Origin of the sequence: Enterobacter sp. BIDMC 26 (assembly GCF_000534435.1) — a bacterium.
GTDB classification, from domain to species: domain Bacteria; phylum Pseudomonadota; class Gammaproteobacteria; order Enterobacterales; family Enterobacteriaceae; genus Enterobacter; species Enterobacter ludwigii.
The window spans coordinates 1,783,429-1,805,348 of the sequence record NZ_KI973182.1 but is presented as its reverse complement, the minus strand read 5'-3'; the positions used below and the strand labels follow the sequence as shown (position 1 = coordinate 1,805,348).

Here is a 21,920-nt window from a genome sequence, read left to right as displayed (position 1 = left end):
TAGGTAAAAACGATGGAAAACCTTCTCGATGACATCGATCGCCAAATCCTGGCCTGTCTGGTTGAGGATGCGCGCATGTCGCTAAAGGTACTCAGCGGACGTATTGGACTGACATCTCCCAGTACAGCAGAGCGTCTGAAAAGACTGGAAGAGCGTGGGGTGATTGAAGGGTATGGCGCGCGCGTCAATCTGACGGCGTTGGGGTATACGTTGCAGGCGCTGGTGCGGGTTCGTCCTTTACCGGGGTTGCTGCAAAAGGTAGATAAGTACATTCAGGCCATGCCGGAATGTATTGAGAGCGATAAAGTCACCGGTGAAGACTGCTTTGTTATCAGGCTGGTCGTGCGGTCGATTGAGCAACTGGATGCGTTGCTTGATGGTCTGGCGGAACATGCTCAGTGTAATACGTCGATCGTGAAAAGTTCACCGGTGAAGCGCCGGTTGCCACCAATGTGATCGTCTGTTGCTATGCATGACACATCGTTTGAAATACATCACTGGATTGGCTTTGAGATGATGGTGGTGGGGGAAGGATTCGAACCTTCGAAGTCGATGACGGCAGATTTACAGTCTGCTCCCTTTGGCCGCTCGGGAACCCCACCAGGGGTAATTCAAATTTTGAGGTAATGCTGAGAGATGGTGGTGGGGGAAGGATTCGAACCTTCGAAGTCGATGACGGCAGATTTACAGTCTGCTCCCTTTGGCCGCTCGGGAACCCCACCACGGGGTAATGCTATTTACTGGCCTGCTTCCTGCTGGAAGCGGGGCGCATCATATCAAATGAGACGCCCCTGTAAAGCGTTACCACAATAAAAATAAACTGGTTGCCTGAATTTTACGCGTTAAGCTGTAAAGCTAACCAGTTCATTTTCTTGTCGATTAAAGAATAATCGTTCTGTTACCGTAAACGAACACACGTTGCGCAAGGACCTGATAGAGCGCACGACTGAGTACGTTCTTCTCTACGTCACGCCCGGCGCGCATCATATCTTCTGCGGTATAGGTGTGATCCACGTGAATCACGTCCTGCATAATGATTGGGCCTTCGTCCAGGTTGTCATTCACGTAGTGCGCGGTGGCGCCGATGATTTTCACACCGCGTTCGTACGCCTGGTGATAAGGACGTGCACCGATAAAGGCTGGCAGGAATGAGTGATGGATGTTGATGATCTTGTTCGGGAAACGCGCCACGAAGGATGGGGTCAGCACACGCATGTATTTCGCCAGTACCACGTAATCCGGGTTATGCGCTTCGATAGCATTGGCCATCAGGTTGTCATGTTCTTCACGGGTATGGCCTTCATGGCTGACCAGCTCAAACGGAATATCAAAACGTTCAACCAGCGTGCGCAGCGTCTCGTGGTTACCGATAACGGCAGCGATTTCAACATCAAGGCCACCGTAGTTTGCTTTCATCAACAGATCGCCAAGACAGTGGGCTTCTTTCGTCACAAGAATTACAACGCGACGACGGCCAGCGGGGGTCAGTTCACGCACGGAGCCTTCAGGCAGCGCGCTGTCGAGATCGGCAAGCAGGGTGGTGTCGTTGAAAATCCCTTCGAGTTCGGTACGCATAAAGAAGCGTCCGGTACGGTGGTCAACGAACTCGTTGTTCTGCACGATATTCAGTTCATGCTTATAACAAATGTTGGTAATTCGTGCGATCAGCCCTTTTTGATCGGGACAGATGGTGCGCAGAACTTTACGTTGTAGTGATTGCATCGCCGGGAAATCCTGTTTGAGTATTTGCGAAGTCTGGGTTGTCAGGCATTACTGCCCGCAACACTTTTTAAATTTTTTACCTGAACCACAAGGGCAGGGATCGTTACGACCAAACTGAGGGCGCGTTCCGTCAATATAATACCATTGCCCGCTTTCCTTTAAGAACCGGGAACGTTCGATAATGGCACTGGGCTTATTGCGTTCGATAAAGCGGGCAACGAAGCTGACATAACCTTCATCAGCATCACTTCCCGTTGACGATTCATAGACGGTAAGGCCTAGCCATTGGGTATTAGCAAACCCGGCTTCAATATCCTGTCTGAAATCGGCAGCGTGGCAGGACGGGTGCCAGGTTTTAATCAGGTAGTCTGCGTCTTTGATCACAAAAGCAGTATACCGTGAACGCATGAGGTGTGACGGGTCTGGTGCAACCTGATCGCCAGACAGATATCGCTGACAACATAGGCTATACTCCAGAGCGCTACCACAAGGGCAGAGTTGAGACACGATTCTCTTCCTGGAACAAAAAATAAGGGCGTTAAACGCTTCGGGTAGCACCATGTTAACTGAGCAGTTGCGTTGATGCTATGTCAGGAATCCAGGGGACGTAAAACAGGGCTAATGAGAAAGGTTAAAATTGGACTGGCGCTGGGCTCAGGTGCAGCCCGGGGATGGTCGCACATCGGCGTGATAAATGCCTTAAAGCAGATGGGCATTGACGTTGATATTGTTGCAGGGTGTTCAATCGGATCGCTTGTGGGGTCCGCATACGCGTGCGGAAAGCTTCCGGAACTTGAAACCTGGGTACGCTCCTTCAGTTACTGGGACGTATTGCGCCTGATGGATCTCTCGTGGCAGCGCGGTGGGTTGCTGCGCGGTGAACGGGTCTTTAACCAGTTCCGTCAGATTATGCCTCTCGATGACTTCAGTCATTGTCAGTTACCCTTCGGTGCCGTTGCGACGAACCTCAGTACCGGCCGCGAACTCTGGCTTACCGAAGGGGATATCCATCTTGCCGTTCGCGCGTCCTGCAGCATGCCGGGCTTAATGGCCCCTGTTCCGCACAACGGTTACTGGCTTGTCGACGGAGGCGTTGTTAACCCGGTCCCCATTTCCCTGACCCGCGCTATGGGTGCCGATATCGTTATTGCCGTGGATTTACAGCACGACGCTCATCTGATGCAACAAGACCTGATGCCAGTCAATCTTCAGAGTGAAGATGCCGAGGGCGAAAAACTGGCCTGGCATGAGCGTCTGCGCGGACGTCTCGGGCGCATGGCCGCCCGGCGTGCGGTAACTGCACCCACGGCGATTGAAATTATGACGACCTCAATCCAGGTCCTGGAGAACCGCCTCAAGCGCAACCGCATGGCTGGCGACCCGCCGGATATTCTGCTTCAGCCGTATTGTCCGCAAATTTCTACCCTTGATTTCCATCGGGCTGAGGCCGCCATCGCAGCGGGCTCGTTAGCCGTCGAAAAGAAAATAGATGAGTTACTGCCTTTTGTGCGAACAGCACGTTAAGCACCTTTTTTTGACTACTTCAGCAAAATCTGACAGGCGACAGTGCCGATAGCATGCCACTATGTAGTTACTGTCAGCCAGGGGAGGAACCATGACGAAGCCATTGGCCGGAAAACACATTTTGATTGTTGAAGACGAGCCCGTTTTCCGATCGCTACTGGATTCGTGGTTATCATCACTGGGGGCAAACACTTCACTGGCTGACGATGGCATCGACGCGCTGGAAAAAATGGTCAATATCACGCCTGATCTGATGATTTGTGACCTTGAGATGCCACGGATGAATGGACTGAAGCTGGTCGAACATCTGCGCAATGAAGCCAACCAGATGCCGATACTGGTGATTTCCGCCACAGAGAACATGGCGGATATAGCCAAAGCCTTGCGTCTGGGGGTTCAGGATATTCTGCTTAAACCGGTTAAAGATCTTAACCGGCTTCGTGAAACCGTCTTAGCCTGTCTTTATCCCAATATGTTTAATTCCCGGGTTGAGGAAGAGGAACGCCTTTTCCAGGACTGGGACGCCTTAGTGAGTAATCCCCCTGCGGCGGCGAAACTGTTGCAAGAACTTCAACCGCCGGTGCAACAAAATATTTCTCACTGTCGTGTGAATTATCGCCAGCTGGTGGCCGCTGACCAGCCAGGGCTGGTGCTCGATATTGCGCCATTATCGGATTCAGACCTTGCATTTTATTGTCTTGATGTCACCCGGGCAGGGGATAATGGTGTATTAGCCGCTTTATTACTTCGCGCGCTATTTAACGGGTTGCTGCAGGAACAACTCTCCCATCAGGGACAGCGGCTTCCCGAGTTAGGCAGTTTACTCAAACAGGTAAACCAGCTTTTCCGTCAGGCCAATTTACCCGGACAGTTTCCGCTGTTGGTAGGTTATTACCACAGCGGTTTGAAAAATCTTATCCTCGTTTCCGCGGGGCTTAATGCCTCGCTGAATACCGGGGAACATCATATTCAGGTCAGTAACGGTGTCCCGCTTGGAACATTGGGTACGGCTTATCTTAATCAAATTAGCCATCGCTGTTCCTCCTGGCAGTGCCAAATTTGGGGTGCCGGGGGACGGCTACGCTTAATGTTGTCCACGGAATAAGCAGTTGGATCTTAATTTTAAGATTGCTTTACCTGTGATTTACGGGGAGTGCTACTATCGCTGCCCGGAATCATGCGTATTTGTCCTAATTGATCGGCAACGCGTTCTTTTCAGACCCGGACTGCGGGATGAGGCTGATATACTTAACGCGTTATTTATTGCATAAAAGTTCAAAACTTGAACAGCTCAGGAGAATTTGAATGGCTGCCCTAAATTCGAAAGTCAGAAAGGCCGTCATCCCGGTAGCGGGATTGGGGACCAGGATGTTACCAGCAACTAAGGCGATTCCTAAAGAGATGCTGCCTCTGGTTGATAAGCCATTAATTCAGTATGTCGTTAACGAATGTATCGCGGCCGGCATTACTGAAATTGTGCTGGTTACACATTCATCAAAAAACTCTATCGAAAACCATTTCGATACAAGTTTTGAACTCGAAGCCATGCTGGAAAAACGTGTTAAGCGCCAGCTGCTGGAAGAAGTTCAGTCTATTTGCCCGCCACACGTCACCATTATGCAGGTGCGTCAGGGTCTGGCTAAAGGTCTGGGCCACGCAGTCATGTGTGCGCATCCCGTTGTAGGCGATGAGCCTGTTGCGGTGATCCTGCCTGACGTTATTCTGGACGAATATGAATCAGATCTTTCTCAGGACAATCTGGCTGAGATGATCAAACGCTTCGATGAAACAGGCAGCAGCCAGATCATGGTTGAACCTGTGGATGACGTTACCGCTTACGGTGTTGTTGACTGCAAAGGCGTTAACCTTGAACCGGGTGAGAGCGTGCCGATGATTGGCGTGGTTGAGAAGCCTAAAGCCGACGTAGCGCCTTCTAATCTGGCGGTTGTAGGTCGTTATGTCCTGAGTGCTGAAATCTGGCCTCTGCTGGCGAAAACGCCTCCAGGAGCGGGTGATGAAATCCAGCTTACCGATGCCATTGATATGCTGATCGAGAAAGAGACCGTTGAAGCTTACCATATGAAAGGTAAGAGCCATGACTGCGGTAATAAGCTCGGTTATATGCAGGCGTTTGTAGAATATGGCATTCGCCACAATACGCTCGGTGAAGAATTTAAAGCCTGGCTCAAAGAGAGCGCGGGTATTAAGAAATAACTCAGGCTTCATTTGATCTGAACCGGTGAGGCTCTGCCCACCGGTTTTTTTATGCCCATAACACGCCGTCATCACGTCCGATTGTAAGGCAAGCTAAATAGCCAAATAACGCTTTATGACAGAGTGTAAGGGGATGTTTGCGGTAAATTGCGGGTAAAAAAATCCCGCATTACGCGGGATTTTTCTGGAAGCGAGATGATTAATCCTTGATCAGGAAGTCATCCAGCTGTTTACCTTGCTCGTCCATTGCTTTCTTGATAACAGCGGGAGTACGACCCTGGCCGGTCCAGGTTTTAGTTTCGCCGTTCTCGTCAACATAGCTATATTTAGCAGGACGAGCAGCGCGTTTTGCTTTGGTACCGGTTTTAGCTGCAGCCATGCTGTTCAGCAATTCATTTGGATCGATACCATCAGCAATCAGCATTTCACGATATTGCTGCAGTTTACGAGTACGCTCTTCGATTTCAGCAGCAGCAGCGCTTTCTTCTTCGCGACGTTCATTAACTACAACTTCTAATTTTTCCAGCATTTCTTCAAGCGTTTCGAGGGTACATTCTCTTGCCTGCGCACGAAGAGTACGGATGTTGTTCAGAATTTTAAGTGCTTCGCTCATTGTAGTAATCTCAAACTTATAATGGGGGGTGGTTTGTTGTCCTAATAATAGAGCGATAAATTCAGTTGTGCAATAGCTGGGAATGTAAGGAATTCAAAAAATAGTGAATATTGGCGCTATTATTAATTACGCTAACTTAAATTTCATAATCCGCCAGTCTCGCTTGTTATCACGTAAAGTGGCTTAACGCAGTCGATTGCATCTTTTTTTTGTGACATTTGCCTCAGGAATTATAGTTGCGGCGGATAAATATCAGCCTTTTGTATTAGTTTACACCGGGTATGTTAAGGCAGAAATAGTTAATAAATAGTGAATTTTAATGAACGATGATTCCACTATAAAATGAAGTGTTATGTTTGGCTGACCCTATAACATATTGGCTGGGCTGGATGCGTTTACTTCATGTTTTAACGCATTATTTTTGCAAAATGCCGGCGGTAAACCTCGCGCTGAACCGCATAGTCTGTGCGTCGTATCGCTGATAACCAGACAAAATATGGTACAATGAATCATCGGTAATATTACACATTGATTAGGGTTTTACGGCCAATGGCACAACTTTATTTCTACTATTCGGCAATGAATGCCGGGAAATCGACAGCGCTACTGCAATCCTCATACAATTACCAGGAACGTGGGATGCGTACCGTTGTTTATACGGCTGAAATTGACGACCGCTTTGGTGCAGGGAAGGTGAGTTCCAGAATAGGCCTCTCATCGCCTGCAAGGCTGTTTAACCCGCAAACTGACCTGCTGGAGGATATCCGTGCAGCGCATGCTTCACAACCTATCCATTGTGTTCTGGTTGATGAAAGCCAGTTTCTGACGCGTGAGCAAGTTCATGCGCTTTCAGAGGTTGTCGATGAGCTTGATATTCCCGTTCTGTGCTATGGGTTGCGCACTGACTTTCGTGGTGAGCTATTTGCCGGCAGCCAGTATTTACTTGCGTGGTCGGATAAACTCGTTGAACTTAAAACCATCTGTTTTTGCGGCCGTAAAGCCAGCATGGTGCTTCGCCTCGACCAGGCCGGAAAACCCTATGCTGATGGCGAGCAGGTAGTGATAGGTGGCAATGAACGCTACGTATCAGTGTGCCGTAAGCATTATAAGGAAGCGTTGATTGTCGGCTCACTGACGGCGCTTCAGCCTGACAACCGCAAATAATCCTTCACAGTAAAATGCAGACATAAAAAAACCCGCCAGAGGCGGGTTTTTTATCAGGCTGTCAGTTACGCGTTTTTCTTCGCTTTCTTGTCAGCTTTAATGACAGGTGAGTCTACTTTCACAGCAACAGTGTCATTTTCTTTGAACTCGCGGCCGTAGAAGGTATCCAGCAGGATCTGTTTCAGCTCAGAGATCAGCGGGTAGCGCGGGTTAGCACCGGTACACTGGTCATCGAATGCATCTTCAGACAGCTTATCAACATGCGCGAGGAAGTCAGCTTCCTGAACGCCCGCTTCACGGATAGATTTAGGAATACCCAGCTCAGCTTTAAGACTTTCCAGCCATGCCAGCAGTTTCTCAATCTTCGCCGCAGTACGGTCGCCCGGTGCGCTCAGACCCAGGTGGTCTGCGATTTCAGCGTAACGACGACGTGCCTGTGGACGGTCGTACTGGCTGAAAGCAGTCTGCTTGGTTGGGTTGTCGTTCGCGTTATAACGGATAACGTTGCTGATCAACAGGGCGTTCGCCAGACCGTGAGGAATGTGGAACTGTGAACCCAGTTTGTGTGCCATTGAGTGGCAAACACCCAGGAAGGCGTTAGCAAACGCGATACCGGCGATGGTTGCTGCACTGTGAACACGTTCACGGGCAACCGGGTTTTTAGACCCTTCATTATAAGACGCTGGCAGGTTTTCTTTCAGCAGTTTCAGAGCCTGCAGAGCCTGACCGTCAGAGAACTCAGAAGCCAGTACGGAAACGTAAGCTTCCAGGGCGTGAGTCACTGCATCCAGACCACCGAACGCACAGAGTGATTTCGGCATTTCCATGACCAGGTTGGCATCAACGATAGCCATATCTGGCGTCAGCGCGTAGTCAGCCAGTGGGTATTTCTGACCGGTTGCATCGTCGGTTACAACGGCAAACGGCGTGACTTCTGAACCTGTACCGGAAGTGGTAGTAACGGCGATCATTTTCGCTTTTACGCCCATTTTCGGGAATTTGTAGATACGTTTACGGATGTCCATAAAGCGCAGCGCCAGTTCTTCGAAGTGTGTTTCTGGGTGCTCGTACATAACCCACATGATTTTCGCGGCGTCCATTGGGGAACCACCACCCAGTGCGATGATCACATCGGGTTTGAAGGAGTTCGCCAGTTCAGCACCTTTACGCACTACGGTCAGGGTTGGGTCAGCTTCAACTTCAAAGAACACTTCAGTTTCAACGCCAGCCGCTTTCAGAACAGAAGTGATCTGATCTGCGTAGCCGTTGTTGAACAGGAAACGGTCAGTCACGATGAGCGCACGTTTGTGGCCATCAGTAATCACTTCATCCAGCGCGATTGGCAGAGAGCCACGGCGGAAGTAGATAGATTTCGGAAGTTTGTGCCACAACATGTTTTCAGCTCGCTTAGCAACGGTTTTCTTGTTGATCAGGTGTTTTGGACCAACGTTTTCAGAGATGGAGTTACCACCCCAGGAACCACAACCCAGAGTCAGGGAAGGTGCGAGTTTGAAGTTGTACAGGTCACCGATACCACCCTGAGAAGCCGGGGTGTTAATCAGGATGCGCGCAGTTTTCATCATCTGACCGAAGTGAGCAACGCGCTCTGGCTGGTTATCCTGGTCGGTGTACAGGCAAGAGGTATGACCGATACCCCCCATTGCAACCAGTTTCTCCGCTTTTACTACCGCGTCTTCGAAATCTTTCGCACGGTACATAGCAAGCGTAGGAGAGAGTTTTTCGTGAGCGAAAGGTTCGCTTTCGTCGACAACTTTAACTTCGCCGATCAGAATCTTGGTGGTTGCCGGAACGGTAAAGCCGGCGAGTTCAGCGATTTTATAGGCTGGCTGACCAACGATGGCGGCGTTCAGCGCGCCGTTTTTCAGAATGATATCCTGAACGGCTTTCAGCTCTTTGCCCTGCAGCATGTAGCCGCCGTGGCTGGCGAAACGTTCGCGAACAGCATCATAAACGGAATCAACAACAACAACGGACTGTTCAGACGCACAGATAACACCGTTGTCGAAGGTTTTAGACATCAGTACAGATGCAACAGCACGTTTAATATCGGCCGTTTCGTCGATAACAACAGGCGTGTTACCCGCACCTACACCGATAGCCGGTTTACCGGAGCTGTATGCTGCTTTAACCATGCCAGGACCACCGGTTGCCAGGATCAGGTTAATGTCCGGGTGGTGCATCAGGGCGTTAGACAGTTCAACAGACGGTTGGTCGATCCAGCCGATCAGATCTTTTGGCGCACCCGCAGCGATAGCAGCCTGCAGCACGATATCCGCTGCTTTGTTGGTGGCATCTTTAGCACGTGGGTGAGGGGAGAAGATGATTGCGTTACGGGTCTTCAGACTGATCAGCGATTTGAAGATGGCGGTAGACGTTGGGTTAGTCGTTGGAACGATACCGCAAATAATACCGATAGGTTCAGCAATGGTGATGGTACCGAAGGTATGATCTTCAGCCAGGACGCCGCAAGTCTTCTCATCTTTATAGGCGTTATAGATATACTCTGAAGCAAAGTGGTTTTTGATCACTTTATCTTCAACGATACCCATGCCGGATTCAGCAACGGCCATTTTAGCGAGAGGGATTCGAGCATCTGCAGCAGCCAGAGCGGCCGCGCGGAAGATTTTATCAACCTGTTCTTGGGTGAAATTGGCGTATTCACGCTGGGCTTTTTTCACGCGCTCGACGAGTGCGTTCAGTTCAGCGATATTAGTAACAGCCATAATGCTCTCCTGATAATGTTTAAACTCTTTTAGTAAACCAGCGCTCGATACGTCTGACAGTATAGACAGAGCCACTACGACTTGCGTTAGATAAAGTAAAACAAAGAGTTACTTTATGCTCTGGCGCGCTAACTTACTAAAAGAGCCTTACCTTAACATCATCCCTTTGTGACAGGTGACCTTCCTGGGGGGCGTAATCAAGATTACTCACTTCTGAGTACGAAAATCATGATCTGCGTCAATTTTTCCCCAAGCTGATACCTTTCAGCAGGGTTATTTATTGTAGATATTTCCAGTGTTAAATAATTAAGTAACTATTGGAAGTGATGCTATCACTGATTCTACATCTGTTTAACATCCTGAAAGGATAACGTTTAGGCACAGATTTCTGGTGAAGTATGCTCATAAAAAGCGTATCTTCAGCGCGATTTTTCATGACAAAGTGTCAGTCCCGGGCATGTGCATAAGCGGAGCAAAACGTGATCCAAACGCTCTTTGATTTTCCAACGTATTTTAAATTTTTTATTGGTCTGTTTGCCCTGGTCAACCCGGTAGGGATCATCCCTGTCTTCATTAGTATGACCAGTTACCAGACGGCGGCGGCCAGGAACAAAACCAACCTCACCGCTAACCTGTCAGTGGCCATTATCTTGCTCACCTCGCTTTTCCTGGGTGATGCCATTCTCCAGCTGTTCGGCATTTCAATTGATTCTTTCCGCATCGCGGGTGGCATCCTGGTGGTGACCATTGCCATGTCGATGATAAGCGGTAAGCTGGGTGAGGATAAGCAGAACAAACAGGAGAAATCAGAAACCGCCATTCGCGAAAGTATCGGCGTGGTCCCGCTTGCGTTGCCTTTAATGGCAGGGCCTGGTGCGATCAGTTCCACCATTGTCTGGGGGACACGTTACCATAGCCTGATGCACCTGATTGGCTTTTCTGTCGCCATCGCTATCTTCGCACTGTGTTGTTGGGGTGTTTTCCGCATGGCACCCTGGCTGGTGCGCTGGCTGGGGCAAACGGGCATCAACGTTATTACGCGTATTATGGGCCTGTTGTTGATGGCGTTAGGCATCGAATTTATTGTCACCGGTATTAAAAGCATTTTCCCCGGCTTACTGCATTAATATTTCAAATGAAAGAACGGGGCCTGAGGCTCCGTTTTTTTACGTGATTATCAGCAAATCATATAACTAAAGTTGAAATGCTCACATATCATAATAAATTCTACTAATAATCCGCTTTTCTTATATTTCAATAAGTTATCAATTTTCCGCGTGCCTCTCTGCGCATAAAACCTTCAATCGATCTGTTATTTTACTCACATGATACTCTGGGGCTTGCTGAGTCATAACCGAAATGATATTAGTAATTTCAACGTTCCCCTAGAGGAATGTGCTAAATAATAATCAGTTGTTAAATTTTTGTACAAAATCACTCGATGATAGCGCAGCGACGCGCTTGTAGAGAATGTTTTCTCTATCATATTGAATACCAATGTTTTTATGCGGTATTTGATGTCAGGCAGGGCTGCCCCCCGAGATACGGTACTCACCGTAAAAGAGAATTGCTTAACAAATTTGCAAAATGTATTGGCGCACGTTTACGCCATTTGATACTTTCCGGCCTAATATTTTGCAGCATAAAACAAGCAGATGAGAATTATTTTCATATAGTCCTCTTCTCAGATATCCAGCGCAGGCCTCAGACAGGGGAGACCTGTGAAGAATCGACGCAAGACGGCCATACGAGCGGTCAGTAATAAAAAAGTCGGTGATAGCAAGAAGTAAAAAGAAGAACCTGACAGCAGCAAAAAAAACTCCTGCGCTGTACAGGCCCCAACAGGGGATTACACAGCTGGCGAAGGCCAGTAATTATAATGAGTGGAGTACCAACACAATGTCCATCATCACAAAAAAAAATCTGGTAGCGGCGGGGATTTTAACTGCGCTAATCGCGGGCAACGCTGCAATGGCTGCGGACGTTCCTGCAGGCGTTCAACTGGCTGAGAAACAGACGCTGGTTCGTAACAACGGTGCGGAAGTGCAGTCTCTTGACCCGCACAAAATTGAAGGTGTTCCGGAGTCTAACGTCAACCGCGACCTGTTCGAAGGCTTGCTGGTGACCGATGTAGACGGCCACCCTGCACCGGGTGTGGCGGAAAAATGGGAAAATAAAGATTTCAAAGTTTGGACCTTCCATCTGCGTAAAGATGCGAAATGGTCCGACGGTACGCCGGTTACCGCCGAAGATTTCGTGTATAGCTGGCAGCGTCTGGCGAATCCAACCACCGCCTCTCCGTATGCGAGCTACCTGCAATATGGCCACATCGCCAATATTGATGACATCATCGCCGGTAAAAAACCGGTCACCGACCTGGGTGTGAAAGCGATTGATGCCAATACCTTTGAAGTGACGTTGAGCGAGCCTGTTCCGTACTTCTACAAATTACTGGTTCACCCGTCCGTTTCCCCGGTACCAAAATCCGCGGTGGAAAAATTTGGTGAAAAATGGACTCAGCCTGCCAATATCGTGACCAACGGTGCTTATAAACTGAAAGACTGGGTGGTCAACGAACGTATGGTTCTGGAGCGTAACCCGCAGTACTGGGATAACGCGAAAACCGTCATTAATCAGGTAACCTACCTGCCAATCTCTTCTGAAGTTACTGACGTTAACCGTTACCGCAGCGGCGAAATCGACATGACCTATAACAACATGCCGATTGAACTGTTCCAGAAGCTGAAAAAAGAGATCCCGAAAGAAGTGCATGTTGATCCGTATCTCTGCACTTACTACTACGAAATCAACAACCAGAAAGCACCATTCACTGATGTGCGCGTGCGTACAGCGCTCAAGCTGGCACTGGATCGCGATATTATCGTGAACAAAGTGAAAAACCAGGGCGACCTGCCGGCATACAGCTATACCCCTCCTTATACCGACGGTATGAAACTGGTTGAGCCTGAGTGGTTCAAGTGGTCACAGGAAAAACGTAACGAAGAAGCGAAAAAACTGCTGGCTGAAGCCGGTTATACCGCTGACAAGCCGCTGACGTTTAACCTGCTGTACAACACGTCTGACCTGCATAAAAAACTGGCTATCGCCGTCGCGTCTATCTGGAAGAAAAACCTGGGCGTGAACGTGAAGCTGGAAAACCAGGAATGGAAAACCTTCCTGGATACCCGCCATCAGGGGACGTTCGACGTGGCGCGTGCCGGCTGGTGTGCGGACTATAACGAACCAACATCCTTCCTGAACACCATGCTGAGTGACAGTTCGAATAACACCGCGCACTATAAGAGCCCGGCATTCGATAAGATCATTACTGATACGCTGAAAGTCACAGACGATGCGCAGCGCGCTGATCTGTACGCGAAATCAGAAGAGCAGCTCGATAAAGACTCTGCAATTGTACCGGTCTATTACTACGTTAACGCCCGCCTGGTGAAACCGTGGGTAGGGGGTTATACCGGTAAAGACCCGTTGGATAATATTTCCGTTAAGAATCTTTATATTATCAAGCATTAATGGCAATACGTGGGGCAGGCCTGGCTTGCCCCACTGTGTCTACTTTGTAACATTCATCAGGCACACGCCAGAAGGTACGGGCAATGTTGAAATTTATCCTGCGTCGCTGCTTAGAAGCGATACCAACGTTATTTATTCTAATTACGATTTCCTTCTTTATGATGCGTCTCGCGCCGGGAAGTCCATTTACCGGTGAACGTACGCTGCCACCGGAAGTGATGGCCAATATCGAAGCGAAGTATCACTTAAACGATCCTATCTCCACGCAGTACTTCAACTATCTGAAGCAACTGGCGCACGGTGATTTTGGGCCGTCATTCAAATACAAAGATTATTCCGTTAACGACCTGGTGGCGTCCAGCTTCCCTGTCTCGGCGAAACTGGGTGCTGCAGCATTCATCCTTGCCGTCGTTCTCGGCGTCACCGCGGGCGTTATTGCCGCGCTCAAACAAAATACCAAATGGGATTATACCGTAATGGGGGTGGCGATGACCGGGGTGGTTATACCCAGCTTCGTTGTCGCGCCATTACTGGTGATGATATTTGCCATTACGCTGAAATGGCTGCCCGGAGGCGGCTGGAACGGTGGGGCGCTGAAGTTCATGATTTTGCCAATGGTGGCACTCTCCCTGGCTTATATCGCCAGTATCGCGCGTATCACCCGCGGTTCCATGATTGAAGTCCTGCACTCGAACTTCATCCGTACCGCGCGTGCGAAAGGGCTGCCGATGCGCCGGATTATATTCCGCCATGCACTCAAGCCTGCACTCCTGCCCGTGCTCTCCTACCTGGGGCCGGCATTCGTTGGGATCATCACCGGCTCAATGGTTATCGAAACCATCTACGGTCTGCCGGGCATTGGTCAGCTGTTCGTTAATGGCGCGCTGAACCGCGACTATTCACTGGTACTGAGCCTGACAATCCTTGTCGGCGCACTGACCATTTTGTTTAACGCTATCGTCGATGTGCTGTATGCCGTTATCGACCCGAAAATCCGTTACTGATACTGGAGCACGCCATGATGTTGAGTAAGAAAAACAGCGAGGCGCTGGAAAACTTCAGTGAAAAACTGGAAGTAGAAGGTCGTAGCCTCTGGCAAGACGCCCGTCGTCGCTTTATGCATAACCGCGCCGCGGTCGCCAGCCTGGTTGTTCTGGTGCTCATCGCGCTGTTTGTCACCCTGGCGCCGATTCTGTCGCAATTTACCTATTTCGACACCGACTGGGGCATGATGTCCAGCGCACCCGATATGACGTCCGGGCACTATTTTGGTACGGATTCCTCAGGGCGCGACCTGCTGGTGCGTGTCGCTATCGGCGGCCGCATTTCGCTGATGGTCGGTATTGCTGCCGCCCTGGTGGCGGTGATCGTGGGTACGCTTTACGGCTCACTCTCAGGCTATCTTGGCGGTAAAGTGGACTCCGTCATGATGCGTATGCTGGAAATCTTAAACTCCTTCCCGTTCATGTTCTTCGTTATCCTGCTGGTGACCTTCTTTGGCCAGAATATCCTGTTGATCTTCGTGGCAATCGGGATGGTGTCCTGGCTGGATATGGCGCGAATCGTTCGTGGTCAGACGCTGAGTCTTAAGCGTAAAGAGTTTATCGAAGCGGCGCAGGTGGGCGGTGTCTCCACCGGTAATATTGTGGTTCGCCATATCGTTCCTAACGTGCTCGGCGTGGTGGTGGTATATGCCTCGCTGCTGGTACCAAGCATGATCCTGTTTGAATCTTTCCTGAGCTTCCTGGGGCTGGGTACACAAGAGCCACTGAGCAGCTGGGGCGCGCTTCTGAGTGATGGTGCAAACTCAATGGAAGTCTCACCGTGGTTGCTTCTGTACCCGGCGGGCTTCCTGGTCGTCACCCTGTTTTGTTTCAACTTTATCGGCGATGGCCTGCGTGATGCCCTCGACCCGAAAGACCGTTAAGGAGCGCCGTCATGACGATTATTGAAACGGCCACTGCGCCACAGGCGCAACAGCAGGGTAACCTTCTGCTGGACGTAAAAGACCTCCGCGTGACCTTTAAAACGCCGGATGGCGATGTGACCGCCGTGAACGATCTCAACTTCAACCTGCGTGCGGGTGAAACGCTGGGGATCGTGGGCGAGTCGGGTTCCGGTAAATCCCAAACCGCCTTTGCGTTGATGGGGCTGCTGGCGTCTAACGGTGTCATTGGCGGTTCCGCCAAATTCAACGGGCGTGAGATCCTCAACCTGCCGGAATACGAGCTGAACAAGCTGCGCGCTGAGCAGATTTCGATGATATTCCAGGACCCGATGACCTCGCTGAACCCGTATATGCGTGTCGGCGAGCAGCTGATGGAAGTGCTGATGCTGCACAAAGGCCTGGGCAAAGCAGAAGCCTTTGAGGAGTCCGTCAAAATGCTCGACGCGGTGAAAATGCCGGAAGCGCGCAAGCGTATGCGCATGTTCCCGCATGAGTTCTCCGGCGGTATGCGTCAGCGTGTCATGATTGCGATGGCGCTGATGTGCCGGCCAAAACTGCTGATTGCCGATGAACCGACTACCGCGCTTGATGTGACCGTCCAGGCACAGATCATGACGCTGCTGAACGAGCTTAAGCGTGAGTTCAACACCGCGATTATCATGATCACTCACGATCTGGGCGTAGTGGCCGGTATCTGTGACAAGGTACTGGTGATGTATGCCGGTCGCACCATGGAATATGGTAAGGCGCGCGACGTGTTCTACCAGCCTGCACACCCTTACTCCATTGGTCTGCTGAATGCGGTGCCACGCCTCGATGCAGAAGGGGAATCCCTGCTGACCATTCCTGGCAACCCGCCAAACCTGCTGCGTCTGCCGAAAGGCTGTCCGTTCCAGCCACGCTGCCCGCACGCGATGGAAATCTGCAATACCGCGCCGCCGCTGGAAGAGTTTGCACCAGGCCGTCTGCGCGCCTGCTTTAAGCCGCAGGAGGATCTGGTATGAACGCATTAGATGAAAAAAGAAATGTCCTGCTCGAAATTGCTGACCTTAAGGTGCATTTCGACATTAAAGACGGAAAACAGTGGTTCTGGCAGCCGCCGAAAACCCTGAAAGCGGTCGATGGCGTAACGCTTCGTCTGTATGAAGGGGAAACTCTGGGGGTGGTGGGTGAGTCCGGTTGCGGTAAATCCACATTTGCGCGTGCCATCATAGGCCTCGTGAAAGCCACCGACGGCAAAGTTGCCTGGCTGGGTAAAGATCTGCTGGGCATGAAGCCAGACGAGTGGCGCGATGTGCGTAGCGACATCCAGATGATTTTCCAGGATCCGCTGGCCTCATTGAACCCGCGTATGACCATCGGGGAGATCATTGCTGAGCCACTGCGGACCTATCATCCGAAGATGCCGCGTCAGGAAGTACGCGACCGTGTGAAGGCAATGATGATGAAAGTGGGCTTGTTGCCTAACCTCGTCAACCGTTACCCGCACGAATTCTCCGGTGGTCAGTGCCAGCGTATCGGTATCGCCCGCGCCTTGATCCTTGAGCCGAAGCTGATTATCTGTGACGAGCCCGTCTCGGCGCTGGACGTCTCTATTCAGGCGCAGGTGGTTAACCTGCTGCAGAAACTGCAGCGTGAAATGGGGCTGTCGCTGATCTTCATTGCGCATGACCTCGCGGTGGTGAAACACATTTCTGACCGCGTACTGGTGATGTATCTGGGCCATGCGGTGGAATTAGGGACTTACGATGAGGTGTACCATAACCCACTGCACCCATATACTCGGGCACTGATGTCTGCGGTACCGATTCCCGATCCGGATCTGGAAAAAAATAAAACCATCCAGCTTCTGGAAGGTGAATTACCGTCCCCGATTAACCCGCCGTCCGGTTGTGTATTCCGTACGCGATGCCCGATGGCCGGGCCGGAATGTGCAAAAACACGTCCGGTTCTGGAGGGCAGTTTCCGACATGCGGTTTCCTGCCTGAAAGTAGACCCGTTATAATCGCAAGGGCTGACATGATGTCAGCCCTTATTATTTGCGAGGTTAATGTGTCGCGATTATTCACCTCCGTCCGTCGGCGGCTCTATCATCTTTTATTCGATCCTGAAACGGTAACCGGGCGGCGTTTTGAAGCCCTCTGCGCCCTGTTTGCGCTGCTCAGCGTGGTGATCATTTTTATCGAATCGGGCGTCGGAACGCAGTATCACCTGACGCTGGAAGAATGGCATCTTTTTGTCTGGCTGGAGCTGGTCATTACGCTGGTCTTTACCGCTGAATATTTCCTGCGGGTATTCTGTTGGCCTGACCCGGCCAAATATGTCTTCAGCTTCTGGGGATTTATTGATTTAGCCACGATCCTGCCGCTCTATGTCATGTGGCTATGGCCAGAAATCAGTCTGAGCTATGTTTTTGCCTGGCGAGCGATGCGCGTTATTCGGGTGTTACGCATTCTTAAACTGCTGCGGTTTATGCCGTCATTGCGGATATTCTGGAGTGCCATCGTCAGCGCGCGGCATCAGCTGATCCTGTTTTATTCATTTATTGCCATCGTCATGGTGATATTCGGCGCGCTGATGTATTTGATAGAAGGGCCGAAGAATGGCTTCTCAACGCTGAATGCTTCTGTTTATTGGGCGATTGTGACCGTCACGACCGTTGGCTATGGTGATATAGCTCCTCACACTCCGCTGGGACGGATTGTCGCCTCGGTACTGATTCTGATTGGTTATTCGGTGATTGCGGTCCCGACAGGGCTCATTACTACGCACATGAGCAGTGCTTTTCAGAACCGTAAGGCGCAACGAAAATGCCCGAAATGTCACCAGGGTGAACATGAACACAGCGCGCGGTTTTGTAATCAGTGCGGAAGTGAGTTACCGGATTAAATAAAAAAGGCTGCAATCGCAGCCTTATTTATTATTCGCGCCAGAGAATATGACACAGCTTGTGGTCTTTCTCGCGACACAGCAGGACGCGGGCGAAGATGTCGTTAATTTCACCGCCATCTTCATCGGCCAGGCCAATCACCACTTCGGCAAAGAAGTCAGGATTGAGGTCGAAATCCACATGTTCAGCCCAGTCTTCAGAAGGGTCGAACAACTCGGCGCCCCCGCGCTCTTCAAACTGGAGATTAAAGAGGATCACGTCTGCGGGATCGAGGTTATCAACCGCCAGTTCGAGAAAAATGTCATAGGCCTGTTCGAGCGTTTCGTCTTCGGTCAGGCGATTGTTCAGATCCATTTCCATGATGACTACCTGTTTAACATCGTTGGGCACGTTTTACAGCAACGGACTAAAGAAGTAAAACAGTCGTTCGGTAATTCTCTGCCACAGCGGGCGTTTAACCCACAGTCTGGCATCCAGCAGTCGCGAGCGGGAAATATAATCATCCTGGACCGCGGCCAGATCGCCGCCAAAGCCGGCATCATCGATCACCAGTGTGATTTCAAAGTTCAGCCACAGACTGCGCATATCCAGGTTAACCGTACCCACCAGACTTAACTCGCCGTCGACAAGCACGCTCTTGGTGTGGAGTAATCCGCCTTCAAACTGGTAGATTTTCACCCCCGCAGCCAGCAGTTCACTGAAGAATGCCCGGCTGGCCCAGCCCACCAGAAGCGAGTCATTTTTGCGTGGCAAGATGATACTCACATCGACACCGCGCTGTGCCGCGGTACAGATGGCGTGCAGCAGGTCATCGCTGGGAACAAAGTAGGGGGTGGTCATGATCAAATATTCACGCGCTGCGTAAGTGGCCGTCAGCAACGCCTGATGGATCAGGTCCTCCGGGAAGCCCGGTCCGGAAGCGATAGTATGGATGGTGTGCCCGCTGGCCTCTTCAAACGGCATGATATTGCCATCCGGTGGTGGCGGCAGGATACGTTTCCCGGTTTCTATCTCCCAGTCGCAGGAATAAACGATGCCCATCGAGGTGGCAATGGGCCCCTCCATTCTCGCCATCAGGTCTACCCATTGCCCGACACCCGAGTCCTGCTTGAAGAACCGCGGGTCAACCATGTTCATGCTGCCGGTATAGGCAATATAGTTGTCGATCATGATCATTTTACGGTGCTGGCGAAGGTCCATCCGGCGCAGAAACACACGCAAGAGATTGACCTTCAGCGCCTCAACCACTTCAATACCGGCATTACGCATCATGCCCGCCCAGGGGCTACGGAAGAAGGCGACGCTGCCAGCGGAGTCCAGCAACAGGCGGCAATGAATGCCCCGACGCGCAGCGGCCATCAGCGATTCAGCAACCTGATCGGCCATGCCGCCAGGCTGCCAGATATAGAACACCATCTCGATATTATGGCGAGCCAGTTGAATATCGCGGATGAGGGCCTGCATGACGTCATCCGAGGAGGTCAGCAACTGGAGCTGGTTGCCCTTAACGCCGCCAATACCCTGACGGAGTTCGCACAGCTTAAACAGCGAGGAGGCAACACTGCTGTTCTCCTCGGCAAAGATATGTTTGCAGGCTTTGAGATCGTTGAGCCATTTGGCGGTTGAAGGCCACATGGCGCGGGCACGCTCGGCACGGCGTTTACCCAGATGAAGCTCACCGAAAGAGAGATAGGCAATAATTCCCACCAGCGGCAGGATGTAGATTATCAGCAGCCAGGCCATGGCAGAGGGTACGGCTCTGCGCTTCATCAGGATGCGCAAAGTCACACCCGCGATTAACAGCCAGTATCCCAGAATGACCAGCCAACTCACCACGGTGTAGAAGGTTGTCATAGGTAAAAAAATCCTTTTGAAAGCGTATTGTTATGAGTGTACGCATCAGGAATCATCTGGCAAATAAAAACGCCAGTTAAAAGCGCTGGTTTGCTGCGGGGTTGGGTTTATAATGGGGTTTCTGTTAGAGAAAGAGTTGTAAACATGAAGCGCAGTAGAACAGAAGTAGGGCGCTGGCGCATGTTGCGACAGGTGAGTCGTCGCAAGGCTCGTTGGCTGGAAGCACAATCCCGCCGCAATATGCGTATACACGCCATCAGAAAATGTGGAATGACCAGACACCGTAACGCGTTGCTGTTCGCTACACAGGTTATCTGAGAACCATCAGGGCACCGTTAAGGTGCCCACTGATTTTCAGGCTATCATTTTTCGCAGTCTCTCCCCCGATTCATTCCGCGATATACTCCGCCCTCTTAATCTTATGCATTTCAAAGATGAATCCTTATCTCTGGGTATTTATTGTGCTGCTTGCGCTGGATGCGATCAGGGAAAACGCAGGATTATCGTCATTATCCGCGTTGATTAATTTACTGCTCAGCGGGATATCGCACTGGATAAACTAAAAAGGAAAAGAGATGAACGGAAAAGTGGTTGCAGCCCTTCTTGGGATTGCCGTGTTGAGCGGTTGTGCCAGCAGTAAAACGTCACCGGAAAGGCATGCTTATTATTTCGTGTCGCATAAAACCAATTTTACTGGCGGCAATTTTACGTCAAGTGTATCGCAAAATTATCGTCTGAATGTCCCTCAGTTCCGTGAGCTGTATGAGCAGGGGAAAACCGATCGCGCTGCAGGACGCACACTGTCTGAGGCAAACCAGTACGCCCAAAGCATTCGCGATCAACTGAAGAATCAGGCGAAAACGGAGCATGCTTTCGACGGTAATACCGCGGATAAATGGACGTCTCAAATGGAAGAGAAGGACGCCGTTTTATTTGGTAACGAACTGGCTACGACTTATCTTGATGGCTATAACGGCGTACAATAGCGTCTGATTTTGGGGATATCGTATTTGCAGCGATATTCCCGTCGTTTTTTAGCAAAAGGAGTGAGAGGTGTTTGCGGAGTTTGGTGTACTTAATTTCTGGACCTATGTTGTAGGGGCATTTTTTATCGTGCTGGTGCCTGGACCGAACACATTGTTTGTACTGAAAACCGGTATTGGGCACGGTGTTAAAAAAGGGTATCTCGCCGCCACTGGCGTGTTTATCGGCGATGCAGTGCTGATGTTTCTGGCCTGGGCGGGCGTCGCAGCATTAATCCAGACGACCCCGGTTCTGTTTAATATTGTGCGCTACCTCGGTGCTTTCTATCTCCTGTGGCTCGGCGGCAAAATGCTCTGGTCAGTCATCACCCGTCGGAAGAATACCCATGAGAGCGGAACCGAGCCTGCGAGCATGATCATGAAACGCTCGCTGGTGCTGAGCCTGACGAATCCAAAGGCTATTTTGTTCTATGTCTCGTTCTTTGTGCAGTTCATCGATGTGAATGCGAAAAACACGGGCACGTCTTTCCTGATCCTCGCGACCACGCTGGAGCTGATTAGCTTTATGTATATGAGCTTCCTGATCTTCTCTGGTGCGTTTGTCACGCGTTATCTGAAAACCAAAAAGAAACTGGCAAAGCTGGGGAACGGGCTGATTGGGCTGCTGTTTGTCGGATTTGCGGCGCGCTTAGCGTCACTGCACTGAAGAGATGAGTGGCTCCTTTTGGAGCCA

General features: G+C 50.6%; 22 protein-coding genes and 2 tRNA genes. 16 read left to right on the top strand and 8 right to left on the bottom strand.

From position 1 onward, the window contains the following. The first annotated feature begins 12 nt into the window (after window positions 1-12). A complete protein-coding gene (locus tag L462_RS14740; RefSeq protein ID WP_014170457.1) occupies window positions 13-456 on the top strand; it encodes an Lrp/AsnC family transcriptional regulator in 444 nt (147 codons plus the stop codon). Window positions 457-517: 61 nt separating this feature from the next. Here the strand turns inward: L462_RS14740 and L462_RS14745 are convergent. The 4 genes from L462_RS14745 to L462_RS14760 form a co-directional block, all read right to left on the bottom strand. Next, window positions 518-602 (bottom strand) — tRNA-Tyr (locus L462_RS14745). A 35-nt stretch (window positions 603-637) separates the two neighbouring features. Then, a tRNA-Tyr gene (locus L462_RS14750) sits at window positions 638-722 on the bottom strand. A 157-nt stretch (window positions 723-879) separates the two neighbouring features. After that, a complete protein-coding gene (gene purU / locus L462_RS14755; RefSeq protein WP_014170456.1) occupies window positions 880-1,722 on the bottom strand; it encodes a formyltetrahydrofolate deformylase in 843 nt (280 codons plus the stop codon). A 48-nt stretch (window positions 1,723-1,770) separates the two neighbouring features. Then, a complete protein-coding gene (locus L462_RS14760) occupies window positions 1,771-2,229 on the bottom strand; it encodes a YchJ family protein (RefSeq protein ID WP_032678338.1) in 459 nt (152 codons plus the stop codon). Window positions 2,230-2,343: 114 nt separating this feature from the next. Between L462_RS14760 and rssA the strand changes: the two genes are divergently transcribed. The 3 genes from rssA (at window position 2,344) to galU (ending at window position 5,460) form a co-directional block, all read left to right on the top strand. Then, window positions 2,344-3,246 carry a patatin-like phospholipase RssA gene (gene rssA, locus L462_RS14765; RefSeq protein ID WP_032669742.1) on the top strand — a complete coding sequence of 301 codons (903 nt, stop codon included), beginning with the start codon at window positions 2,344-2,346 and terminating at the stop codon, window positions 3,244-3,246. Between the two features lie 91 nt (window positions 3,247-3,337). Next, window positions 3,338-4,351 carry a two-component system response regulator RssB gene (rssB, locus tag L462_RS14770; RefSeq protein WP_014170453.1) on the top strand — a complete coding sequence of 338 codons (1,014 nt, stop codon included), beginning with the start codon at window positions 3,338-3,340 and terminating at the stop codon, window positions 4,349-4,351. 200 nt (window positions 4,352-4,551) lie between these two features. Then, window positions 4,552-5,460 carry a UTP--glucose-1-phosphate uridylyltransferase GalU gene (gene galU, locus L462_RS14775; protein WP_014170452.1) on the top strand — a complete coding sequence of 303 codons (909 nt, stop codon included), beginning with the start codon at window positions 4,552-4,554 and terminating at the stop codon, window positions 5,458-5,460. A gap of 199 nt (window positions 5,461-5,659) precedes the next feature. Here galU and hns read toward each other — a convergent pair whose 3' ends face one another. Beyond that, the gene (gene hns, locus L462_RS14780) at window positions 5,660-6,073 is read right to left on the bottom strand and encodes a histone-like nucleoid-structuring protein H-NS (RefSeq protein WP_008502781.1); all 414 of its coding nucleotides are present in this window, start codon (window positions 6,071-6,073) and stop codon (window positions 5,660-5,662) included. 549 nt (window positions 6,074-6,622) lie between these two features. Between hns and tdk the strand changes: the two genes are divergently transcribed. Then, a complete protein-coding gene (gene tdk, locus L462_RS14785) occupies window positions 6,623-7,237 on the top strand; it encodes a thymidine kinase (protein ID WP_032669745.1) in 615 nt (204 codons plus the stop codon). A gap of 65 nt (window positions 7,238-7,302) precedes the next feature. On the opposite strand, the gene adhE is transcribed toward tdk, so the two are convergent. Continuing rightward, window positions 7,303-9,981: a bifunctional acetaldehyde-CoA/alcohol dehydrogenase gene (gene adhE, locus L462_RS14790; RefSeq protein WP_032678337.1), complete on the bottom strand. Its 2,679-nt coding sequence runs from the start codon at window positions 9,979-9,981 to the stop codon at window positions 7,303-7,305. A gap of 479 nt (window positions 9,982-10,460) precedes the next feature. Between adhE and L462_RS14795 the strand changes: the two genes are divergently transcribed. The 7 genes from L462_RS14795 (at window position 10,461) to L462_RS14825 (ending at window position 18,349) form a co-directional block, all read left to right on the top strand. Further along, the gene (locus tag L462_RS14795; protein WP_014170449.1) at window positions 10,461-11,108 is read left to right on the top strand and encodes a YchE family NAAT transporter; all 648 of its coding nucleotides are present in this window, start codon (window positions 10,461-10,463) and stop codon (window positions 11,106-11,108) included. Window positions 11,109-11,880: 772 nt separating this feature from the next. Beyond that, window positions 11,881-13,512 (top strand): oligopeptide ABC transporter substrate-binding protein OppA, encoded by a 1,632-nt coding sequence (gene oppA, locus L462_RS14800; protein ID WP_020882381.1) that lies wholly within the window; start codon window positions 11,881-11,883, stop codon window positions 13,510-13,512. An 83-nt stretch (window positions 13,513-13,595) separates the two neighbouring features. Next, a complete protein-coding gene (oppB, locus tag L462_RS14805) occupies window positions 13,596-14,516 on the top strand; it encodes an oligopeptide ABC transporter permease OppB (protein WP_014170447.1) in 921 nt (306 codons plus the stop codon). 14 nt (window positions 14,517-14,530) lie between these two features. Beyond that, window positions 14,531-15,439, top strand: a complete 909-nt coding sequence (gene oppC, locus L462_RS14810) for an oligopeptide ABC transporter permease OppC (protein ID WP_014170446.1) — start codon at window positions 14,531-14,533, stop codon at window positions 15,437-15,439. A gap of 11 nt (window positions 15,440-15,450) precedes the next feature. Further along, complete coding sequence (locus L462_RS14815; protein WP_014170445.1) at window positions 15,451-16,464, top strand: ABC transporter ATP-binding protein; 1,014 nt, start codon at window positions 15,451-15,453, stop codon at window positions 16,462-16,464. Continuing rightward, window positions 16,461-17,465 carry a murein tripeptide/oligopeptide ABC transporter ATP-binding protein OppF gene (gene oppF / locus L462_RS14820; RefSeq protein WP_014170444.1) on the top strand — a complete coding sequence of 335 codons (1,005 nt, stop codon included), beginning with the start codon at window positions 16,461-16,463 and terminating at the stop codon, window positions 17,463-17,465. The genes L462_RS14815 and oppF overlap by 4 nt, the downstream gene beginning before the upstream one ends. 14 nt (window positions 17,466-17,479) lie before the next feature. After that, window positions 17,480-18,349, top strand: coding sequence for an ion transporter (locus tag L462_RS14825; protein WP_032678336.1), 870 nt, complete (start codon window positions 17,480-17,482; stop codon window positions 18,347-18,349). A gap of 31 nt (window positions 18,350-18,380) precedes the next feature. On the opposite strand, the gene L462_RS14830 is transcribed toward L462_RS14825, so the two are convergent. Both L462_RS14830 and cls read right to left on the bottom strand, forming a co-directional pair. Continuing rightward, complete coding sequence (locus L462_RS14830) at window positions 18,381-18,710, bottom strand: HI1450 family dsDNA-mimic protein (RefSeq protein ID WP_006810881.1); 330 nt, start codon at window positions 18,708-18,710, stop codon at window positions 18,381-18,383. A 33-nt stretch (window positions 18,711-18,743) separates the two neighbouring features. Then, the gene (gene cls, locus L462_RS14835; RefSeq protein ID WP_014170441.1) at window positions 18,744-20,204 is read right to left on the bottom strand and encodes a cardiolipin synthase; all 1,461 of its coding nucleotides are present in this window, start codon (window positions 20,202-20,204) and stop codon (window positions 18,744-18,746) included. A 144-nt stretch (window positions 20,205-20,348) separates the two neighbouring features. Here cls and L462_RS25065 point away from each other — a divergent pair, with 144 nt between their 5' ends. From L462_RS25065 to leuE, 4 genes are all read left to right on the top strand, one after another. Next, a complete protein-coding gene (locus L462_RS25065; RefSeq protein ID WP_086463573.1) occupies window positions 20,349-20,522 on the top strand; it encodes a YciY family protein in 174 nt (57 codons plus the stop codon). A 116-nt stretch (window positions 20,523-20,638) separates the two neighbouring features. Next, complete coding sequence (locus tag L462_RS25745; RefSeq protein WP_014170440.1) at window positions 20,639-20,767, top strand: KPN_01571 family protein; 129 nt, start codon at window positions 20,639-20,641, stop codon at window positions 20,765-20,767. 12 nt (window positions 20,768-20,779) lie between these two features. Continuing rightward, window positions 20,780-21,190, top strand: a complete 411-nt coding sequence (locus L462_RS14840; protein ID WP_032678335.1) for an Exc2 family lipoprotein — start codon at window positions 20,780-20,782, stop codon at window positions 21,188-21,190. Window positions 21,191-21,257: 67 nt separating this feature from the next. Beyond that, entirely contained in the window at window positions 21,258-21,893 is a 636-nt protein-coding gene (gene leuE, locus L462_RS14845; RefSeq protein ID WP_032678334.1) for a leucine efflux protein LeuE, read from the top strand. The last annotated feature ends 27 nt before the right edge of the window (window positions 21,894-21,920 follow it).

Coding starts and splice junctions, on each gene's coding strand:
- L462_RS14740 (WP_014170457.1), top strand. CDS start 13: ATGGAAAACCTTCTCGATGACATCGATCGCCAAATCCTGGCCTGTCTG.
- purU (WP_014170456.1), bottom strand. CDS start 1,722: ATGCAATCACTACAACGTAAAGTTCTGCGCACCATCTGTCCCGATCAA.
- rssA (WP_032669742.1), top strand. CDS start 2,344: ATGAGAAAGGTTAAAATTGGACTGGCGCTGGGCTCAGGTGCAGCCCGG.
- rssB (WP_014170453.1), top strand. CDS start 3,338: ATGACGAAGCCATTGGCCGGAAAACACATTTTGATTGTTGAAGACGAG.
- galU (WP_014170452.1), top strand. CDS start 4,552: ATGGCTGCCCTAAATTCGAAAGTCAGAAAGGCCGTCATCCCGGTAGCG.
- hns (WP_008502781.1), bottom strand. CDS start 6,073: ATGAGCGAAGCACTTAAAATTCTGAACAACATCCGTACTCTTCGTGCG.
- tdk (WP_032669745.1), top strand. CDS start 6,623: ATGGCACAACTTTATTTCTACTATTCGGCAATGAATGCCGGGAAATCG.
- adhE (WP_032678337.1), bottom strand. CDS start 9,981: ATGGCTGTTACTAATATCGCTGAACTGAACGCACTCGTCGAGCGCGTG.
- oppA (WP_020882381.1), top strand. CDS start 11,881: ATGTCCATCATCACAAAAAAAAATCTGGTAGCGGCGGGGATTTTAACT.
- oppB (WP_014170447.1), top strand. CDS start 13,596: ATGTTGAAATTTATCCTGCGTCGCTGCTTAGAAGCGATACCAACGTTA.
- oppC (WP_014170446.1), top strand. CDS start 14,531: ATGATGTTGAGTAAGAAAAACAGCGAGGCGCTGGAAAACTTCAGTGAA.
- L462_RS14815 (WP_014170445.1), top strand. CDS start 15,451: ATGACGATTATTGAAACGGCCACTGCGCCACAGGCGCAACAGCAGGGT.
- oppF (WP_014170444.1), top strand. CDS start 16,461: ATGAACGCATTAGATGAAAAAAGAAATGTCCTGCTCGAAATTGCTGAC.
- L462_RS14825 (WP_032678336.1), top strand. CDS start 17,480: ATGATGTCAGCCCTTATTATTTGCGAGGTTAATGTGTCGCGATTATTC.
- L462_RS14830 (WP_006810881.1), bottom strand. CDS start 18,710: ATGGAAATGGATCTGAACAATCGCCTGACCGAAGACGAAACGCTCGAA.
- cls (WP_014170441.1), bottom strand. CDS start 20,204: ATGACAACCTTCTACACCGTGGTGAGTTGGCTGGTCATTCTGGGATAC.
- L462_RS25065 (WP_086463573.1), top strand. CDS start 20,349: ATGAAGCGCAGTAGAACAGAAGTAGGGCGCTGGCGCATGTTGCGACAG.
- L462_RS25745 (WP_014170440.1), top strand. CDS start 20,639: ATGAATCCTTATCTCTGGGTATTTATTGTGCTGCTTGCGCTGGATGCG.
- L462_RS14840 (WP_032678335.1), top strand. CDS start 20,780: ATGAACGGAAAAGTGGTTGCAGCCCTTCTTGGGATTGCCGTGTTGAGC.